This is a genomic window from Pseudarthrobacter sp. AL07 (assembly GCF_029960665.1).
GTDB lineage: Bacteria > Actinomycetota > Actinomycetes > Actinomycetales > Micrococcaceae > Arthrobacter.
In genome coordinates, this window is sequence record NZ_JASBRB010000106.1 from 1 (window position 1) to 274 (window position 274).

Consider the following 274-nt stretch of genomic DNA (forward strand, 5'->3'; position numbering starts at 1 on the left):
ACCTCGGACTCGTCAATGTAGTCCACGCCGAGGGACTGCAGGACCTGGGCCTCCATGAAGTGGCCGATCCGGGCCTTGGCCATGACCGGGACGGAGACGGCTTCGATGATCTTGTCGATCATGTCCGGATCCGACATGCGGGACACGCCGCCCTGGGCACGGATATCGGCCGGAACGCGTTCCAGGGCCATGACTGCAACGGCACCGGCGTCTTCGGCGATGCGGGCCTGTTCAACGTTGACGACGTCCATGATGACGCCGCCCTTGAGCATCT

General features: G+C 63.9%; 1 pseudogene. It reads right to left on the reverse strand.

Annotated features, from left to right (window positions below):
* Window positions 1-272: pseudogene (locus tag QK290_RS18720) on the reverse strand (pyridoxal 5'-phosphate synthase lyase subunit PdxS); the annotation flags it as partial.
* Window positions 273-274: the final 2 nt, after the last annotated feature.